Origin of the sequence: Arthrobacter oryzae (assembly GCF_037911235.1) — a bacterium.
GTDB classification, from domain to species: domain Bacteria; phylum Actinomycetota; class Actinomycetes; order Actinomycetales; family Micrococcaceae; genus Arthrobacter; species Arthrobacter oryzae_E.
Genome location: NZ_JBBLYW010000017.1, coordinates 72,372 through 90,906, shown reverse-complemented (window position 1 = coordinate 90,906; position 18,535 = coordinate 72,372). Strand labels below are relative to the sequence as shown.

Sequence of the window (18,535 nt, the reverse complement as noted above, 5' to 3'; positions counted from 1 at the left end):
ATGTGGGTGGACCCGCCTGTCCCTGTTCGGAAGCCTCTTCGAAGTGGAATAAGGACTGCCGGGACTGCAGGCCACGGGGCAGGCAGCGCACCGCGACTGGAACAGGTAGGCGATTCCCTGCTGCGGCTGAAAGTGTCGGCGCCGCCCGGAGTGACACGGCCGTTCATCCGGCGGATCACGGCATGGTGGCTGGAGCGCGCCATCCGGGCTGCGGTGGCCCGGATCGGGTGGGAACCCGCGGCTGTTGTCTCAGCCATGCCGCTGGCCCGCTTCCCGCGCAAAACCGCCGGGCTCAAAATTGTGTTCCTGACCGACGACTGGCTCGAAGGCTCCCGCCTGATGGGCTTGTCACGGGCGGCCGTCCGGCGCGTGCTGGAATCGAATCTGTCACGGGCCGACGGCATTGCTGCAGTTTCTGAGGAGCTGCTGATCCGGCTCGGTGGTTTCCGCCCGGCAGATGCCCCCGCGGGGACTGCCACCGCTGCTTTGACGTCGCCAGGGGCTGGCTGTCGGCCTGCCCACGCCGTGATTCCCAATGGCTGCCCGGAGCCTCCGGCCGGCATGCCCGCCGCGCCACGCGAGCCTGCCGCCTGCCTGGTCGGTCAGCTCAACGAAAGGCTGGACCTTGATGTGCTGGAAGCCGTCCAGGCTGCCGGAATCGCGATGACAGTCATCGGACCCCGTACCGACCGCAATCCCGCATATGGGCGCCGGCTGGATGCCTTCCTCGCTGCTGAGAACGTCCACTGGATGGGCGAGCTTTCCGCGGCGGAGTTGGGTGGCCAGTTGGCGAGGTTCGGGGCTGGCATGACTCCGTATGCCGACTCCTCTTTCAATCGCGCAAGCTTTCCGCTGAAAACGCTCGAGTATCTGTCGGCGGGGCTCGGGGTGGTTTCAACGGACATTCCTTCTGCCCGCTGGCTGAACACGGGTCTGATCTCGTTGCGCTCAAACCCGCAGGAATTTGCGCTAGCCGTCAAAGCTGCCCTGGCACAACGGAATGACGGGGAGCACGAGCGGCTGAGGAAGCAATTCGCCGCCGGACATACGTGGGCGGCACGGGCCGTTGACTTTCAGCATTTCCTTGACCGCGCTGGGCACCACCGCGCGGGGCCTGGTGCCGCTGTAACTGCCGGACTGTCCGGGGAGGACCAAGCATGAACACCATCGCCGTACTCACGCCTTCGTACCGTCCCGATTTCGAGGGGTTCGCCCGGCTTCACCGATCGGTACTGGAATTCACGGATGACTCTGTTGTGCACCACGTGATCGTTCCCCGTGCTGATCGGGAAATGTTCCGGACACTGAAGTCATCGCGGCTGAAGATCTGGATCGTGGACGATCTGCTTCCTGCCGGATTCGTGGCGACGGACGCTTGGGCGGCACATGTCCGCCGGGTCGCCTTTCTGCCGGACAGGGCGGCATTTTCGGCTGTTAACCTGCGCCGGCCTTGGCCCCCGGTGCGTGGCTGGATCATGCAGCAGCTGATGAAGCTGGCTGTCAGCACACGCTTGGATGCCGATGCTGCCGTCATCATCGACTCCGACGTCGTGATCCTGCGCCGTATGACCGCTGATCTGTTCATTCGCGATGACATTGTGCGCTTCTATTCGAAACCGCAGGCCGTCACCTGCGGAATGGACCGCCACGTGCAGTGGACAAGGGCGGCACACCGTTTGCTGGGGCTTCCGGCTCCCGAGGGGGACGCTCATCCTGACCATATTGCGGGAATTACCACCTGGGATCCCGCACTGGTAGCTGCTTGCCTGCAAAGAGTCGAAGAAGTGGCCGCCGCCCCGTGGTTCAGGACCATTACTTCGGAGCTTCATTTCTCCGAGTGCATTCTGTACGGCACCTTCGTGCGGCACTTCGCTACGGAGCGGCAGCGCTCCTTCACTGAACCCACCACGCTGTGCCACAGCTACTGGGACCCGGTGCCGCTGACTGAGGCCCGGGCCGGACAGTTCATCGCTGACTTCGGCCCCACTGACATCGCGGTCCACATCCAGTCCAACTCCGTCACCGGCGAGGAAGTCACACGGCACGTGTTGGATGCCCTGAGGGCGGAGGCCAGACGATGAGGACCGACGCCGGGCGCAGAACGGTTTCGCTGCTGCTTGCGCTGTACCTTGCCGTCCTGGCGTGCGTGGGCTTCTGGCCCACTCCCGTGGAACGTCCAGTTTCCGGTCTCCTGCGGAGTTTCCTGCAGGTCCTGCAGGAGCAGCCATTGACGGCGGCAATCCGGTCCGGGCATCTGGAGCTGGCCGCCAATGTGCTGCTGTTCGTGCCGCTCGGGTTACTGATTGCCAGCCTGCTGCCCGCCCGCCGCTGGTGGCTTGCCGCGGTGGCAGGGCTGCTGGGTTCCGGTGCCATTGAGTCGGTCCAATTCCTCGCTCTCGACGAGCGGCAGGCGGGCCTGCGGGACATCGCCACCAACACGCTGGGCGCGCTGCTCGGTGCGCTTGCAGTCGTTTGGGTGCGGCGCCGGCACAGGGCACCAATAACAACGCCGGCTTCCGGCACCACCGTCCCCGGGAGGAACGACATGATCACCATCGCCGCCACGGCTGACGTGGAAGACTCCGCCTGCATTGGAGAAGGCTCCAGGATCTGGCATTTGGCCCAGATCAGGGAAGACGCCATTCTGGGCAGTAATTGCAACATCGGCCGGGGAGCCTATGTAGGGCCGGCCGTCCAGTTGGGCGACAACTGCAAAGTCCAGAACTACGCCCTGGTCTACGAACCGGCGCGTTTGTCCGACGGCGTCTTCATTGGACCCGCGGCCGTGCTTACCAACGACCTGCACCCGCGCGCCATCACCCCTGACGGAACCCTCAAGGGATCCGAGGACTGGGTCGCCGTCGGTGTGACCATCGGCAAGGGCGCCTCCGTCGGTGCACGGGCCGTGTGCATCGCCCCCCTCACTATCGGTGAGTGGGCCACCGTGGCGGCCGGCGCCGTCGTGACCCGGGATGTTCCGGCCTTTGCGGTGGTGGCCGGGGTGCCGGCGCGGCAAATGGGCTGGGTGGGTGAGGCGGGCCATCCGCTCAAGCAGGACGACGGCGGCAGCTGGCTTTGCCCCGTCACCGGGCGCCGCTATTTCGAAACCAAAGGGCAGCTCGTGCCCGCCGACGAGTGTTAAGGAGGCGACGTGGAAAACCTGGACGCCGACAAAGTCATCCTGGGCGGCACTCCCGTTGACCTGATGGATCCTGAGCCTGCCCTGGAACTCATCCTGGCCCGCGCCGGTCAGCGGGGGCTGCCGCCCCTCGGTGTTGCCTCCGTCAACCTGGACCACCTGCACCACTTCGGTGCCGGCGGCCGCTGGGAGGGCACGCTGCACGCCGACCCGGCCAGTACTGTCGACTGGCTCTACCTCCTCGACGGCGCACCGCTGGTGTCGCAATCCCAACGGCTCACCGGGCATCGCTGGCCGCGGCTGGCAGGAAGCGACCTGGCCTCGCCGCTCTTGGACCGGGCCGAGCAACTGGGACTCCGGGTTGGTTTCCTCGGCGGTTCCAAGGAGAACCAGCAGCTTCTGGCCCAAAAGATCGCCGCGGAGCATCCAGGCCTCCAGGTCGCGGGAATGTGGTCCCCCGGCCGGGAAGAACTGGCCTCCGCGTGCGACTCCGAGCGGATCGCGGTAGACATTGCAGCCGCGGGCACCCAGATCCTCTACGTGGGACTTGGCAAGCCACGGCAGGAGCTCTGGATCGACCACTACGCCGCCCTGACCGGTGCCGCCGTGCTGCTGGCCTTCGGCGCAGCGGTGGACTTCCTGGCCGGAAGGGTGCAGCGCGCCCCCCAATGGGCCAGCGATCACGGGCTGGAATGGGGCTACCGGCTGGCCCTGGAACCCAAACGGCTCGCCAGCCGCTACCTGGTCGACGGGCCGCCGGCCTACATCAAGCTGCGAACCGCATCGTGCACAGTGCCCCACCACCGGTCGGAGCCAGCGCCGTCGGCTGCTCCCGCTCCGCGGACCCCCGGCCGCTTCACCGGACCCGCCGGCGCAGCGGATGCCGTCGTCGTCGTCGTAACCTACAACAGCGCCAACGGCGTCGGGCCGCTGTTGCAGAGCCTGCGGGAGGAGACGGCGGATCTCACGCTGCGCGTCCTGGTGGCGGACAATTCGTCCAGCGACGGCACCCTGGCACTGGTGCGCGGCGACCATCCGGACGTCTTCGCCTTCGCCACCGGAGGCAACCTGGGATATTCCGGCGGCATCAATGCCGCCATGCGACGGGCCGGTGACAGCGCCGCCGTGGTGATTCTCAACCCCGATGTCACCGTAGAACGCGGAAGCCTGAAAACCATGATGCACCGGCTGCGTTCCTCCCGCGCCGGGGCCGTCGTTCCGCGCCTCCTGGACGAAAGCGGCGCCACGAGCCCCTCCATTTACCGCGAGCCGAGCCTGGCCACCGCGGTGGGAGACGCACTGATGGGACGGCGGTTCCCGGACCGGCCCGGCTGGCTTGCCGGCACCGACTACAGCCCGGAGAGCTACGCCCACCCGCACACCGTGCACTGGGCCACCGGGGCTGCGCTGATGGTTCGCCGCAGCCTCGCCGACTCTTTGGCGTGGGACGAGTCCTACTTCCTTTATTCGGAGGAGGTCGATTTCTTCCGCGGCCTGCGCACGATGGGCGAAACCATTTGGTACGAGCCGGCGGCAGTCATGACCCATGCCGGTGCCGGATCGGGCACGTCGCCGAAACTCAATGCCCTGTTGGCCGTCAACCGCGTGCGGTACATCCGCAAGTACCATTCCTCCGCCTACGCCAAGGTGTTCCACGGGACCGTGGTACTTTCCGAGCTGCTCCGGTGCTGGAAGCCGGACCGTCGGGGGGTGTTGCGGACGGTCTTGGACGAAGTCAGCTGGAGCGCTTTGCCGGGCGCCACCAGGGACCCCGATCCCGTATTCTTTCCGGCTGGTTCGGTGGTTATCCCGGCGCACAACGAGGCCAGCGTGATCGCCCGCACGCTGGGCCCTCTTGCCCCGCTCGCTGCGGCCGGGCAGATCGAAGTGATTGTGGTCTGCAACGGCTGCTCGGATGACACGGCCGCGATCGCCCGGGGTTTCGAGGGTGTGACGGTTCTGGAAATCGGGCGGCCATCCAAGCCGGCCGCCCTCAACGCCGGCGATGCCGCCGCCACGAAGTGGCCCAGGATTTATCTGGACGCGGATGTGCAGATCAGCCAGCGTGCAATGCGGGATGTGTTGAGGGCGCTCGAACCCGGCGGACCGCTGGCCGCTCGCCCGGCTGTCCAGTTCGATCTTCAGGACGCGCATCCGCTGATCCACTCCTACTACCGCACGCGGCTGCGGCTGCCCTCAGCCCGAAGCCGGCTGTGGGCCGGAGGGGTCTATGGCCTGTCGGAACAGGGGCGCAGGCGCTTCAAGGAATTCCCGGACCTGACAGCGGACGATCTCTTCGTCGATCGGCTTTTCGAACCATCGGAAAAAGCTGTCCTCGACGTCGATCCCGTAATAATCCGGCCGCCCCGGACCCCTAGGGATCAGGTGGCAGTCCTGCACCGCGTATACCGGGGCAACGCCGAGCAGAATGGCGACGACGGCCAGCACAGTACCGCCCGGCAGACTCTTGCGGAAGTATTGCGCTCTGTTCGCGGCCCCCTCTCCGCCGTTCACGCCGCGGTGTATTTGGGCTTCGCGGTTGCAGGCAGGCAGGGGACGGCGCGATCGGGGACGTGGGAACGGGATGACAGCAGCCGCGCGTCGGCGGGGCAAGGAACAGCGGGCTGATGAACAACACCGAACTCCCGACGGCAGAGGGCACGACGAACACCGGGCCACCGTGGCTGCTCAAGGCAACCATGTTATCGGTCATGCTCTTCCCCCCGTACATGGTGCTGGCACCGGTCGGGGCCAGCGGAAGCGTGCCGCAGATACTGGCATTGGGTCTTTTCGGGCTCTGGGCCGCCTCGTCGGTGCTCGCGCTGCATGATCCGGTGATCTTCCGGCATCCGGGACGGGCCGCCGTCCTGCTGCTGCTCCTGGCGTCCTGCCTTAGCTATGCCCATCTCTTTGCCGGCCTCAGCGGGGCCAGCACCGTCGAGGGCCGTGCCGCCGCGGACCGCTGGATGCTCCTCATCTTCGCAGCGGCCGGTATCGCTTTTGTGACCACCGAATCCGTCCGGAACCTCAAGGACGCGATGGCCGTTGTCCGGAGCGTCCTGGCCGGTGGCGCTGCATGCTGCATCGTCGCCATCATCCAATTCACCACCCACACGAACCCGATGGAGTGGTTCAAAGTGCTCATGGTCGGATTCTCCGAAAATGGAGACTTCGACGCCTTCCAGGCTCGCGGTGCACTGTTGAGGGTAGCCGGTACCACGCTGCACCCCATCGAACTCGGAGTAGTCACGGCCATGCTTCTCCCGCTGGCGGTCTGGCGGGCGCTGTACGACACAAAGGGAAGGAAGAAATTCCACTGGATTGCGGTGGGCCTCTTCGTGCTGGCGAACACCATGACTGTTTCGCGGTCGGGGCTGCTGAGTCTCGTCATCGCCGTGGTGGTCACGGTGCCTTTCCTGCCAAAGCTTGCCAAACAATGGGCTGCAGTCATAGTGCCAACGGGTGCGGCCGCACTGTTCGTCGGAGTGCCGGGCCTGATCTCAACTCTGTTCAATTCCGCCACGGCAGGCACCTCCGACGCATCCATTACCTACCGCACAGAGGATTACCCTTTGGCCCTGCGTCTGGTCGAGGAACGCCCGTGGCTCGGAACCGGGCCCGGCACGTGGATTCCAACGCAGGCGTTGGACATCTTCGATAACGAGTACCTGCTGGTGGCTGTGACGATGGGCGTTATAGGGCTGATAGCACTGATCGCTTACCTTGTTGTCCCTCCGCTGGCAGCGTTGGCTGCGGCGCGGAATGCGGTCGGAACAGAGCTGAAGTTGCTGGCCGCATCTTCTGCAGCGGCGGGCCTGATTGCCACCGTGGCATCGGGGACTTTCGACTCGATGTCATTCCCGGTTTTTGCTTTGATCTGTCCATTTTTCATAGGTCTGTCAGGTGCCACCTGGCTGATGGTAAGAAATCAACAGGACCCGGCTCGGAACACTGTCCCACTCTGGGCAGAACCCGGCAAGGTCCCCTGGGGGTAGGAAGAAACCATGGATCCAATTTCGGTGATAAAGACCCTCTGGCGGCACAAGTGGGTGGCCATGCCAGTCGTTCTGCTGACGATAGCTGCCTGTGTCTACGTCATGTTTTTCGCTCAAAGGAGCTACCAGGCAAGCATGACCTATGCCCTGATCACTCCGAAGGTGCCCACTGCGGTGGAGCTGGAAGCCAGCCCGCAGCTAGCGAAGGTCAACGGAGACAATCCGTACTTGAGAAGCCCGGACAGCACCCTGCTGTCCCAAGTCCTTATCACCAAACTGGGCGCGCAGGAGACACTCGAAAGCCTGCAGGACCAGGGCCTGGGGACTGAATACACGGTGGCCCAGGCCAGCAGCTTCGGCTCCGGCATGCTTCTTGAACTCTCCGCTTCCGGCACGTCGCCGGAACAGGCGGTGGACACGGCAGTCGCGTTGGGCAACCGGCTCACCAGCACCCTGCGTGACGTGCAAAAGATCAACGGTGCGGACGAAAGCTATCTCTTTTCCGCTCTTCCGGTCGATGGCCCGGGCCAGGCGGAGGAGATCTTCTCGAGCCGGCTCCGGACCCTGATCATCGTAGCCGTTGCCGGGGCTGTGCTGGTCTTTGGAGCAGTCTCCATCGCCCGTTCCCTGGAGCTGGCCGCCGCCCGGCGGCGGATCAAGGACAAACCCGCAAAGCACGCCGGCGGGCCCGAAATGGAGGCCCCCGAGGTCCCACGGCCGGGTTCCGGCACGGAGCGCGGCATGGAAGCATCCGGTGATCCACGGTCCCACGATGATCTCAGCTTGCTGGGCGGCTCCTTTAGGGTCCCGGTTCCGGACAGGGAACAGCGGACCTGAGCCAGGCCCCGAGCAGGTGACAGCGGGGTGCCCAGCGGCAAACAATCCAAGTATTGGGCGGGCAGCGTGGCGTTCTCCAAGCGGGTATTCCGCGCTGTAACAGCGGTGTCCTGCGGGAAAAGGCGCGTACGTGACTCTCGTGACTGCAGCGACAAATGGCGCGTTGAATGGAAGGGCATATCCATTGCCGTTTCGACGAGCGGGAGGACCCGGTGACCATCAGCGAGGACCGTGCGGTTAGCCACATCGGTGTTATGAGGCCGTGGCTCGGGCAGGAGGAAGCGGATGCCGTCGTGCAAGTGCTTGCTTCGGGCCGGATGGCCCGCGGCCCGCGCGTGGGACAGTTTGAAGAGGCGTTCGGCGCGGCACAGCAGGCGCCGCACGCCGTCGCAGTTTCAAGCGGCGCGGCGGCACTTCATCTGGCGCTCAGAGTGGCCGGGATTCAACCGCAGGACGACGTCGTTATGCCCTCGTTCTGCCCGACAGCGACCGCCGACGCCGTCAGCAGCCTGGGCGCCCGGCCGGTCTTTGCCGATGTCGAGGCGGAAACCGGCAATGTATCACGCGACACCATCGAGGAGTCCCTGACGCCGGCCACCCGGGCGGTGATCGTGGTGGACCAGGGGGGTGTGCCTGTTGACCTGGCCCCGATCCGGGACCTGTGCGACCCGCTGGGCATCACCGTCATCGAAGACGCGGCCTGCGGCGTGGGGTCCACCTACCGTGGGCAGCCCGTGGGAGCCGGAGCCGACCTGGCCGTGTGGTCCTTCGATTCATGCGAGGTGCTGACCACCGGCGACGGCGGGATGCTGACCACCCGGAATGATGCCTGGGCAGGCCTGGCCAGGCAATTTCGTGAAGAAACCGGTAGCGGTTCCGGAGCAGAACACGGCATGACCGACCTGCAGGCTGCCATCGGGCTGGTCCAGCTCGGGCGGCTGCAGGAAGCCGTTGCCCACCGCAGGGAAATTGTGGCCAGCTACCAGCTTGCCCTCTCGCGGATCGGGGGGGTGCGGTTCCTCAGGGAGCCGGACTACGGCACCAGCAATTTCCAGTCCTTCTGGCTTGAAGTGCTGCCTTCGTTCGCCCTGGCCCGCGATGAGCTTCTGGAACGACTGTCGCGCGACGGCATTTCCGCTGGCGCCGGGCTTACGGCCGTCCATCGGCAGCCGGCGTACTGGAACCGCGATACCGGCGAAGCGGACCTGTCGGTCACCGAACGGTTGGCGGACCGGCTGGTGGTCCTGCCGGTGTACCACCAGTTGACCCCCGGTGAGCAGTCAAGGGTGCTTCGCTCCGTCCGACTCGCGGCGGCCGGGATACCCGTCACCGTGCGGCGCGGCAAGTGGAGCGGCGGTTTCCGGCGTGCGGACGCCGCCAGCGCCTGACCACGTCGTCGTCAGCGCGGGCCTTCGGAATCTTTCGCTGACGTTCCGGCAGTGGTGAGTTCCCTGTCGTTGCCCGCGAGCCGGGCCAGCAGGTCACGGATCTCGGCCAGCAGCGCGGTGTCCGCCGGCAGGGGCTCCTCCTCAGGCTCCGCCGTCGCCAGCCGGCTCTTCACCAGCGAGTTGATCTTGTTCATGGGCGCCACGAAGATGAAATAGACCACCGCGGCAGTGATGAGGAAGGTCACGAACGCGGTGATGACACCGCCGATATTGACGAACGTCTTGTCGTTGCCGGGCCAGATGTGGAAGCCAAGCCCTTCGGTCTGGACCCCGCCGGCGGCTGCAATGATCGGGTTCACGATATTCGTGGTGAATGCGCTGACCAGTGCCGTGAACGCCGTGCCGACGACGACGGCGATGGACAGTTCGATCACGTTGCCGCGAAGGATGAAATCTTTAAATCCTTTGAGCATGGGGGTCCTCCGGTATGCGTTTTAAGTCGGTGATTTAACCGATAGACACTACCAGTCCGGGGTCCCACGGAGGGTGGTGCAGGCGGGCCCGGGCGTAGGATTTGAAATGGACGCCAACGCTGCCGCCATCAGACTGGCACCGTATGGAAAGGCGTGACCCCCGTGAAGCTGTTCGCCGAGATGTTCACTATTGCCCCCGGCAACAAGGACCATCACGTCGCGGTCCGCTGTGCCGTGGGCGTGTTTGTTCCGCTGATCATCCTGGTTCTGATGGACCGGGTGGACCTGGCGATTTTTGCCTCCTTCGGTGCCTTTACCGGGATCTACGGCCGCGGCGAGATGCACCGGAAGCGGCTCTTCATCCAGCTGCGGGCCGGATCCCTCATGCTGCTGGTCATACTCCTGGCCACCCTGTCCGCCCGGGCGGGCCAGTCCCTTGAATTGTCGGACGCCGCGAGCACCTGGGCGCAGGTGGCAGCCACCACAATGGTTGCTGGGGCCTGTTCGCTGGTTATTGCAAGGTGGCGGCACCGGCCGGCAGGTTCGCTGTTCCACATCTTCGCGTTCGCGGCCATTGCTTCGATTCCGAACCAGCCTCCGCTATGGCAGTGCATGCTTGTCGCCATCCTGACCACCGTGTTCTGCCTCCTGATCGGCATTTCCTCCCGCCTGGTGCGGAGCCGGCGAACACCGTGGGCCATGCCCGAACCCGCAAGGCTGACGCCGGATGAGAAGCGGGCTGCGCGGCTCGAAGCCGTGGGCTACCTCGTAGCTGCGGGCCTCGCGGGGACCTTGGCCACCGTGGCGGGCCAGTGGCTTGGGTTCGGCCACAACTACTGGGCCATGGTGGCTGCCGTCGTTCCGTTGGTGGGCCGCACCACCCGTCACCGCGTGGCACGGGGCATCCAGAGAGTCATTGGCACCGTGCTGGGCCTGTTCGTGCTTGCCGGTGTGCTCCTGCTGAATCCTGCACCGTGGCAGATTGTCCTGGTGATCGCCGCGTGCCAGTTCGGCGCCGAGATGTTCATCGCACGCCAATACGTCCTGGCGCAGATATTCGTGACGCCGCTGGCTCTGAGTGCAACGTTGCTGGCGGCGCCCACTGCTCCCGACGTGCTGCTCCGGGACAGGATCGTGGAGACGGTGATCGGCGCCGCCGTCGGCATTGCCGTTGTGATTGCCCCGGCGGTGTGGCGGCGGATGCGCGCTCGGGTCAACGCGCCGCGCCTTGCTGCGTAGGAGGATCTATTCGGCGACCAGCAGGGCCTGCGGTGCAGCCTGCTTCATGCGGGTCCTTAGCCAGCGGAGCTGGAGGTCCGCGTCCCCTTCGCACTGCGTTACGACGTCCAGGAGCTGCCCGTCGCGGCTGCCCTTCGCGGCCTGCCCGGCCATCATCCAGGTGACGTCCAGGTGGTTCACCAGCACGTACAGGTCCTGAAGGTCCAGGAGCAGCGCCAAGGGGCCGGAACGCACCTCCTGGATTCCGTTCGCCGTGAGCCGGTGCTCCTCTTCCCCTTCGGTTTCCTCGCCGTACCGTTCGATCACCGGCCTGAGGGCCCGGCGGTGGTCGTCGCACTGCTTAGCGAGAGTTTCGAGCAGGAAGTGCACGTCGGGCTCCTCGCCGTGCCCGTGCGCCACCACCCGGAAGGATTTCGCGAGGGTGTCTTCAGCTTCATCCAGCAACCCAAGGTAGACGGGAAGTTTCATGCCGGCTCCTTCCCGGGGCGCTTCTCGATACTCACGGCTGCGTTCTTAAACACGGGCTGTTTGGACACAGGGTCCCACTCCGTCAGTGTGAGTTCATTGGCCGCCCGCGGCCGTCCGCCGTCGTCGGGGCCGGCTACATCCCAATACCCGTAATGGAACGGCGCGAAAACGGACCCCGGCCTGATGTTCCCCACCCGTACTGGCAGTTCCAGCCTGCCCCGTCGCGACGCGACACGGACCATGTCCCCTTCCGAAACCCCCAGCTTTTCCGCATCTTCGGCGGAGACTTCCAGCCAGGGTTCGGGGGCGGCATCGTTCAACGGCCTGGTGCGTCCGGTCTTTGTCCTGGTGTGGAAGTGGTAAACCGTACGGCCCGTGGTGTACCTGAACGGGTAGTCCTCATCAGGTTCTTCGTGCGGGGGTGTGTAGTCCAGCGCCTTGAACCAGGCTTTGCCCGCCTCGACGCTTGCTTTGTAGCCGATGGACCCTACAGTGGCTCCTGTCAGCAGATCATGGCCGAATGATTCGCAGTAGGCGGCATCAGTGGGGAAGTCGCGGTCACTGTACAGCCGCTCGGTGCCGTCCGGGTGTTCGTCATTGCACGGCCATTGGAGGCCGCTGCCGCCACGGAGCTTGTCGTAGCTCAGGCCCGTGTAATCGCAGGGGCGGCCCCGCGTGCACCTCTTCCACGCCTCGAAGCCATCCTCCGGAGCGTTCCAGTCCAGCAGCGGCCCGCCGTCCTTGTCCCTGAAGTCCATCCGGCGGGCATAGTCCAGGAAGACGTCCAAATCGCTGCGTGCCTCGCCGGGAGGTTCAACCGCCTTTTCGGAGAGGTGGACCGTGCGGTCCACGTTCGTGAAGGTTCCGGTTTTCTCTCCCCAGCCTGCGCACGGAAGAACGACGTCGGCATATTGCGCAGTCTCGGAGAGGTAGATGTCCTGCACCACCAGGAACAGGCTCTCCTTTCGGAGTATGTCCCGGATCCTGGAAAGCTGGGGCATGGAAACAGCCGGATTGGTGGCCGATATCCACAGGAAGCCGATTGACCCCTGCTCTACGTAGCGGAAGATCTGCATCGCATGCGTGGGCGGTGACCAATCCGGGATGATGGCCGGATCGACGTTCCAGATGCGCGCGAGTTCCTTCACGTGCTCCGGATTCTCCCAGTTCCGGAAGCCCGGGAGGTCGCCGTCGGCCCCGCATTCCCGGTTGTTCTGGGCGGTGGGCTGTCCGTTCATTTGCAGGATTCCGCATCCGGGCCTGCCCAGCCGGCCGCGGAGCAGGTGGAGGTTGTTCACTTGGCAGGCGGAGGCCGTGGCGTGGGCGGACTGATAGAAACCCTGCAGGACCGTGGACAACACCCGATCACTGGTGCCGAAGATCGCCGCGGCCCGTCGGACGTCGGATGCTTCCACGCCGCAGACTTCGGCGACCAGCTCAGGCGTCCACTTCTCCACCATCCTGCGGAGCTCCACGCTGTTCAGGGTGTGTGCGTCGATGTACTCCCGGTCAATCCAGCCGTTGACGAACAGTTCCCGGATCAGGCCGTTCATAAGGGCCAGGTTGGTGCCCGGCCTGAGGGCAAGGTGGACATCCGCTGCCCGGGCAACCTCCGTGTCGCGGGGGTCCACGCAGACGAGCCGCGGCGGGTTTGGTCCGGACAGGCGGTCCAGGATGCGGGACCAGAGGACAGTCTGCGTTTCCGCCATGTTGTGTCCGTAGAGGAACACTGCATCGCATTCGTCAATGTCCGTGTAGCTGCCGGGCTGCCCGTCCGCCCCGAAGCTTTCTTTCAGCGATGCGGCCGCGGTTGCAGTGCACAAGCGCGTGTTGCCGTCCATGTGCGGCGTGCCGATGCCCGCTTTTCCGATGATCCCCAGAGCGTAGTACTCCTCCAGGAACAGCTGGCCACTGGTGTAGAACCCGTGGCTCAGTGGCCCCTTCGAGGCAAGCAGTTCCTTGCTCCGCGCCACGATGCGTCCCATTGCCGTGTCCCAGTCGGTTTCGACCAGTCGGCCATTCTCGCGAACCAGCGGCCGGGTCAGCCGGTCCTGGTGCTGGACCCCCTGCCAGCTGCCAAACAGGCCCTTGGGACCCAGCCTGCCGTGGTTGACCCTGTCCGTTGCCCGTCCGCGAACGCCCACCATCCTGCCGTCCTTGACTGCAATATCGCAGCCGCAGCCGTTGCTGCACAGGACGCAGGCGGACTGGACCCACTCGTCGACGTCGCCGGCGTCGACTCCTGCCTGCAGTGCCATGTCGACGCGGCCTGGCCACTGCCCTCCACGGGCGTAGGGCGCGCGGGCGCCCCAGATGTCGGCAATACGGTCGACCATGAGCTCACCTCAGGGAAATAAGTAGGCTTACTTCCTGCAAAGGCTACTCCCGTCATGCCTCCTTGATAACCCGCCGGGACGCCAAGTTCAGGAAGGCCCGACGGCGGTCCGCTTACCGGCCGCTGCGGTGACCGCCTGCGGCACCAGGACCAGGGCTGCCACGGCGAGGACGGCCGCGGCGGCGAAGACGTAGAAGCCCCAGGGGTAGGCGATTCCGGCGGCCACCAAGGTACCGGTCACGGCCGGGCCGAGGATGGCGCCCAGGCGTCCGACCCCGGCCGCGAAGCCCAGTGCGGTGCCGCGCAGCCGGGCCGGGAACAGCTGGCTCACCCAGGCGTACACCAGCACCTGGGAGCTGAAGACGAAGACGCCGGTCACGAAGACGGCTGCATTCAGGAGCAGTTCGTTCTGGATCTTGACGCTAAGTGCTGCAAGGAAGATGGCAGAGAGCGCGAACCAGAGCAGCACGATCTTCTTGGTTCCATGCTTGTCGGCCAGGACGCCGGCCACCACCAGCCCGGCCACGGCGCCAACGTTCAGGACGAGCAGGAGGGAGAGCCCTGCGCTGAGCGTGTAGCCGGCGGAGGACATGAGTTGCGGCAGCCAGGTGTTCAGCCCGTATACCAGCAGCAGGCCCATGAACGAGGCGACGGCGACGCCCGCGGCAACGAGGGGATACGGTTTCCGGCCGAGGTCTTTGAAGCTGGCACGTTCTTCAACGGCGGGCACGGTTTCCGTCGGGGCGGCCTTGCCGGGGGCCGGGAGGGAAATGACGGCCGGCAGCGTTTCCGGAAGCTTGAACCACAGGAACGGAACCAGCGCGAAGCCGGCAACGCCGCCTACCACGAACATGATGCGCCAGTCCGGAATGACCATCAATGCCAGGAAGGCGGTGGCCACGGCTCCGGCGTGGTAGCCGGTCATGGTCCGGGTAGTGGACTTGCCGGCCGATCCGGCGGGGGCATAGTCGTTCATGTACGCCAGGGCGGCCGGTAGGCAGGCACCCAGCCCCAGGCCTGCCAGCAGCCTGAAGATGCTGAAGACAGCGACATTGGGGGCAAAGACGACGGCAATCGTGAAGATGGAGAACCACGTGACGCAGGCAACCAGCAGGTTCCGTCGGCCGAAACGGTCCGACAGCGGCGCAATGAACAGCGCCCCCAGGCCAACGCCCACCAGTGAAATCGTTGCGGCGAACGTGGCACCCACGGCATCGAACCCAAGGTCGTGGGTCTTGATGAGGGTGGGGATGACGGTACCGAGCACCACCAGGTCAAAGCCGTCCAGGACCATAGCCAGCCAGCAAAGCCAGACGGGCCAGCGTGATTTGTTTTCCAACGACGTCGTTGACATTGCTACCTCAGAATTGATTCTTTGTGGGTCTGTTTCTGCGCGAAACCGGCCGGGACCGAACGCTCCCTTTCTTGAGATTTGTACCACTGGGGCGTGTTATGTGGGACACTACAAACCATTCAATGGAAGGGGAAGCGTGGCCAACTCCGGCTCCGGGGACTCAGTGGTGGACCGCGTGGTTCGCGTTATCGCCGCCTTTCCGGAGGGCGTCAACGTCCTGCCGCTCTCCGAACTCGCAGCCCGGGCCGGGCTGCCGCTCACCACGGCACACCGGCTGGTCCGGCAATTGGCAGGGCACGGCCTCTTGGACCTCGGGGCCGGCGGCTCGGTGCAGCTCGGGTTGCGGCTGTGGGAGCTGGTGAACCGCAATTCGCCCACTTTGGAACTGCGCCGGGCCGCCATGCCGTTCATGGAGGACATCCAGCAGGTACTCAACCAGAACGTGAACCTTGCCGTGCTGGACGGCTGGGAGGTCCTTTTTGTGGAGCGGCTGTCCCGGCGCGGCTCTGTGGCCAACCGGGCGCAGGTGGCCGGCCGCATGCCGGTGCATGTCTCCTCCGCCGGACTGGTCTTGATGGCCAACCAGCCCCATGCCGTCCAGGCGGAATACCTCGGGGGCTTCACGGATCCTGCCGGCAGGCTGACGGCGGACGAGCTCCGCATCCAGCTTGGCGAAGCTGCACACCAGGGGTACGCCCAGCTGGCCGGCGTCGTGGATCCGGACACCTGGGGCATTGCCGTTCCGGTGATGAACCGTAAGAAGCGGACGGTGGCCGCGATCGGCGTCGTGGTTCCCCTGCGGGAGGTGCGCCTTCAGGCGCTGGTGCCGGCGCTGCAGACGGCCGCCCGGGGGATCGGGCGCCGGCTCGCTGAATCGCAAAACCCCGCAGAGTGGCGGGACTAGAAAAGCGGACCAACCCGCAAATTCCATTCAACGGAAGCGCTGTAACGCGGATCACTCATCCGGGAGCACACTGTAGCCAGACGATCCAACAGGTCCCGGACACTCCCGCCGGGCCCCGCAACGAAGCGAGGAACACCATGGCAGCGCGCAAAATCATCACCACCCAAGTGGCCATCCTGGGCGCCGGCCCGGCAGGGCTGATGCTCTCGCATCTGCTGGCCAAATCCGGCATCGAATCCACCGTCATCGAAATCCGCAGCCGGCAGGAGATCCAGGAGACGGTCCGCGCCGGCATCCTGGAGCACGGCACCGTGAACATGCTGGTGGACAGCGGTGTCTCGGACCGGGTCCTGCGGGACGGTGACCGGCACGACGGCATCGAGCTGCGCTTCAATGGCGAAAGCCACCGGATCGACTTCAAGGACCTGGTGGGGGAATCGGTGTGGCTGTACCCGCAGACCGATGTGTTCATGGATCTGGCAGCACGCCGCGAGGCCGACGGCGGGGACGTCCGCTACAGCGTCACGGACACCACCATCCACGACATCGAAGGCTCGCCGAAGGTCTGGTTCACGGACGCTGACGGCGTGGAGTACGAGCTCCAGGCCGATTTCATCACCGGCGCCGATGGTTCCCGCAGCCACTGCCGCTTCCAGATCCCCGAGGCCCACCGCAAGTGGTACTTCCACGAATACCCCTTCGCCTGGTTCGGCATTCTGGCCGAGGCGCCCCGCAGCTCCGATGAACTGATCTACGCCAACTCGGAGAACGGCTTTGCGCTCATCAGCCAGCGCACTGAGACCGTCCAGCGCATGTACTTCCAGTGCGATCCCAACGAAGACGTGAACAACTGGAGCGAGGACCGCATCTGGGACGCGTTCCGCAGCCGGGTCAACGGCAACGGCTTCGAGCTCAAAGAGGGGCCGGTGATCGACAAGATGGTGCTGAAATTCCGCAGCTTCGTCCACGCCCCCATGCGCCACGGCAAGCTTTTCCTGGCCGGCGACGCGGCCCACACCGTGCCACCCACCGGCGCGAAGGGCCTCAACCTGGCCATCCACGACGTCAAGGTCCTGTTCGAAGGGCTGGAAAGCTACTACAAGGGCGGTTCCACCGTGCTGCTGGACGCCTACAGCGACCGCGCACTGGAGCGCGTCTGGAAGGCCCAGCAGTTCTCCTACTGGATGACATCCATGCTCCACACGCCCGTGGATCCGGACGACTTTTCCCGCGCACGCCAGCTGGCCGAGCTCAATTCCGTTGTTTCCTCCCGCCACGGCAAGGCGTACCTGGCCGAGGCCTACACCGGCTGGCCCGGAGCCCATTAGGCAGGCCGGGGACAGCAGGCCCGGCCGTAGACTCGGGGCATGGACGCCATAACCATCGTGGGCGGGGGCATTGCCGGGCTGGCCCTTGCCGCGACGCTTGACCCGGGCCGCTTCCACGTCACTGTGCACGAGCGGCGGAGCACGCTGCCGGCAGTGGAAACGTCCCTGGCCATGTGGCCGGAGGCCCAAAAGGCGCTCCACACCGTGGGGATCCTGCCGGCAATCCGTGCGGCGGGATCCGGATTCGAAGCCATGGCACTGCGGGACGTGTCCGGGAAAGCGTGGCTTCGGGCCGAGGTTGCAGGCGTGATCGGCGTTTCACGCGCTGACCTGCTTCGCCTCCTGGACTCCGCCGTGCCGGAGTCCGTTACCCGGGTGTTTGGGGCTGTGACCTCGCTCCCTGGCTCAGGGCTCCTGGTGGGCGCCGACGGAGTGCACAGCACGGTCCGCCGGTCACGCTGGGGCTCGCGTTCCGCGGAGCGGCTCAGCCCCTACCTCGCCCTGCGCGGGATTATCAATGAACCTGTCCCTGAGGACACGGGCGGCGAATACTGGGGCCGCGGCGAATTGTTCGGCATCGCTCCGGCCTCCCGGCAGCGGACCTACTGGTATGCCTCCTACCGGTCGGACCTGGGGCCGGGCGGCATCGATAGTGCGGCGGCTCTGGAACTCACCCGCCGGCGTTTTTCGGGAAAGGCGCCCGGAATCAGCCGCGTTCTGGCCGGGGCCACACCGGACGGGACCCTCGCCCAGCGGATCTGGACGGTCCCGGCCCTCGGAAGCGACGCGCGCGCTGGCGCCGTCCTTGTGGGAGACGCCGCGCACGGTATGACACCCAACCTCGGACGCGGCGCGTGCGAGGCTCTGGTCGACTCCGCGACTCTCGCGCAACTGCTCAATTCACGGCCGCTTCCGCAGGCGCTTGCGGCGTACAACAAACGCCGCCTGCTGCGCAGCCAGGCCCTACGCGTAGCTTCGTCCGCCATGACCCGGCTGGTGCTCGCCGAATCCACCCAGCCGCTCCGGGACGGGATTCTCGGCCTGGCCGGGCGGTTCAGCCGGACTGCCTAGCTCC

Annotated in this window: 15 protein-coding genes and 1 pseudogene; 12 read left to right on the top strand and 4 right to left on the bottom strand. The window is 65.6% G+C overall.

Annotated elements, in window-relative coordinates:
* Window positions 1-255 precede the first annotated feature (255 nt).
* The 8 genes and pseudogenes from WMN78_RS05380 to WMN78_RS05345 all read left to right on the top strand — a co-directional run bounded on the left by WMN78_RS05380 (window position 256) and on the right by WMN78_RS05345 (window position 9,359).
* A complete protein-coding gene (locus WMN78_RS05380; protein ID WP_340532481.1) occupies window positions 256-1,161 on the top strand; it encodes a glycosyltransferase in 906 nt (301 codons plus the stop codon).
* Window positions 1,158-2,081 carry a DUF6492 family protein gene (locus WMN78_RS05375; protein WP_340532480.1) on the top strand — a complete coding sequence of 308 codons (924 nt, stop codon included), beginning with the start codon at window positions 1,158-1,160 and terminating at the stop codon, window positions 2,079-2,081. The genes WMN78_RS05380 and WMN78_RS05375 overlap by 4 nt, the downstream gene beginning before the upstream one ends.
* Window positions 2,078-2,464: pseudogene (locus WMN78_RS05370) on the top strand (VanZ family protein); the annotation flags it as partial. The gene WMN78_RS05375 and the pseudogene WMN78_RS05370, both read left to right, overlap by 4 nt.
* An 81-nt stretch (window positions 2,465-2,545) precedes the next feature.
* Complete coding sequence (locus tag WMN78_RS05365; RefSeq protein WP_340532506.1) at window positions 2,546-3,142, top strand: acyltransferase; 597 nt, start codon at window positions 2,546-2,548, stop codon at window positions 3,140-3,142.
* 9 nt (window positions 3,143-3,151) lie between these two features.
* The gene (locus WMN78_RS05360; RefSeq protein ID WP_340532479.1) at window positions 3,152-5,767 is read left to right on the top strand and encodes a WecB/TagA/CpsF family glycosyltransferase; all 2,616 of its coding nucleotides are present in this window, start codon (window positions 3,152-3,154) and stop codon (window positions 5,765-5,767) included.
* On the top strand, window positions 5,767-7,134 hold the full coding sequence (locus WMN78_RS05355) for an O-antigen ligase family protein (RefSeq protein ID WP_340532478.1): 1,368 nt from the start codon (window positions 5,767-5,769) through the stop codon (window positions 7,132-7,134). The genes WMN78_RS05360 and WMN78_RS05355 overlap by 1 nt, the downstream gene beginning before the upstream one ends.
* A 9-nt stretch (window positions 7,135-7,143) precedes the next feature.
* A complete protein-coding gene (locus WMN78_RS05350; RefSeq protein ID WP_340532477.1) occupies window positions 7,144-7,971 on the top strand; it encodes a Wzz/FepE/Etk N-terminal domain-containing protein in 828 nt (275 codons plus the stop codon).
* A 167-nt stretch (window positions 7,972-8,138) separates the two neighbouring features.
* Window positions 8,139-9,359 carry a DegT/DnrJ/EryC1/StrS family aminotransferase gene (locus WMN78_RS05345; RefSeq protein ID WP_340532476.1) on the top strand — a complete coding sequence of 407 codons (1,221 nt, stop codon included), beginning with the start codon at window positions 8,139-8,141 and terminating at the stop codon, window positions 9,357-9,359.
* Window positions 9,360-9,370: 11 nt separating this feature from the next.
* On the opposite strand, the gene mscL is transcribed toward WMN78_RS05345, so the two are convergent.
* A complete protein-coding gene (gene mscL, locus WMN78_RS05340) occupies window positions 9,371-9,832 on the bottom strand; it encodes a large conductance mechanosensitive channel protein MscL (RefSeq protein WP_340532475.1) in 462 nt (153 codons plus the stop codon).
* A 162-nt stretch (window positions 9,833-9,994) separates the two neighbouring features.
* Here mscL and WMN78_RS05335 point away from each other — a divergent pair, with 162 nt between their 5' ends.
* A complete protein-coding gene (locus tag WMN78_RS05335; RefSeq protein WP_340532505.1) occupies window positions 9,995-11,071 on the top strand; it encodes an FUSC family protein in 1,077 nt (358 codons plus the stop codon).
* Between the two features lie 6 nt (window positions 11,072-11,077).
* Here WMN78_RS05335 and WMN78_RS05330 read toward each other — a convergent pair whose 3' ends face one another.
* From WMN78_RS05330 to WMN78_RS05320, 3 genes are all read right to left on the bottom strand, one after another.
* Complete coding sequence (locus WMN78_RS05330; protein WP_340532474.1) at window positions 11,078-11,539, bottom strand: hypothetical protein; 462 nt, start codon at window positions 11,537-11,539, stop codon at window positions 11,078-11,080.
* Window positions 11,536-13,875 (bottom strand): nitrate reductase, encoded by a 2,340-nt coding sequence (locus tag WMN78_RS05325; RefSeq protein WP_340532472.1) that lies wholly within the window; start codon window positions 13,873-13,875, stop codon window positions 11,536-11,538. Before WMN78_RS05325 ends, WMN78_RS05330 begins: the two co-directional genes overlap by 4 nt.
* Window positions 13,876-13,962: 87 nt before the next feature.
* Window positions 13,963-15,228, bottom strand: a complete 1,266-nt coding sequence (locus WMN78_RS05320; protein WP_340532471.1) for an aromatic acid/H+ symport family MFS transporter — start codon at window positions 15,226-15,228, stop codon at window positions 13,963-13,965.
* Window positions 15,229-15,364: 136 nt separating this feature from the next.
* Here WMN78_RS05320 and WMN78_RS05315 point away from each other — a divergent pair, with 136 nt between their 5' ends.
* From WMN78_RS05315 to WMN78_RS05305, 3 genes are all read left to right on the top strand, one after another.
* Window positions 15,365-16,132, top strand: coding sequence for an IclR family transcriptional regulator (locus tag WMN78_RS05315; protein ID WP_340532470.1), 768 nt, complete (start codon window positions 15,365-15,367; stop codon window positions 16,130-16,132).
* Between the two features lie 137 nt (window positions 16,133-16,269).
* Complete coding sequence (locus WMN78_RS05310) at window positions 16,270-17,460, top strand: 4-hydroxybenzoate 3-monooxygenase (RefSeq protein WP_340532469.1); 1,191 nt, start codon at window positions 16,270-16,272, stop codon at window positions 17,458-17,460.
* A 39-nt stretch (window positions 17,461-17,499) separates the two neighbouring features.
* Window positions 17,500-18,531, top strand: coding sequence for an FAD-dependent monooxygenase (locus tag WMN78_RS05305; protein ID WP_340532468.1), 1,032 nt, complete (start codon window positions 17,500-17,502; stop codon window positions 18,529-18,531).
* The last annotated feature ends 4 nt before the right edge of the window (window positions 18,532-18,535 follow it).